The following is a 222-nucleotide window of genomic DNA, read 5'->3' on the forward strand; positions in this document are numbered from 1 at the left end:
GCGATGATCAACAAGCTGTATGGCATCGAGCGTGAACTCAAGGATGTCAGCGATGACCAGCGGTTCATCGGTCGCCAGGAACGAAGCCTGCCGATCCTCGGCCAGTTGAAAAGCTGGCTGGACAAGACGCAGTCCCAAGTCACACCGCAAAGCGTGCTGGGCAAGGCGGTGCACTATCTGGCGAACAACTGGAGTCGGTTGGAGCGCTACGTCGAGGCCGGC

Annotated in this window: 1 protein-coding gene; it reads left to right on the plus strand. The window is 59.5% G+C overall.

Annotation, left to right across the window (positions count from 1 at the left end):
* Positions 1-222 (plus strand): transposase (locus tag HU766_RS26615; RefSeq protein WP_186661912.1); only part of this gene is annotated, 222 nt, incomplete at both ends.

Origin of the sequence: Pseudomonas sp. SWRI77 (assembly GCF_014269105.1) — a bacterium.
GTDB lineage: Bacteria > Pseudomonadota > Gammaproteobacteria > Pseudomonadales > Pseudomonadaceae > Aquipseudomonas > Aquipseudomonas capeferrum.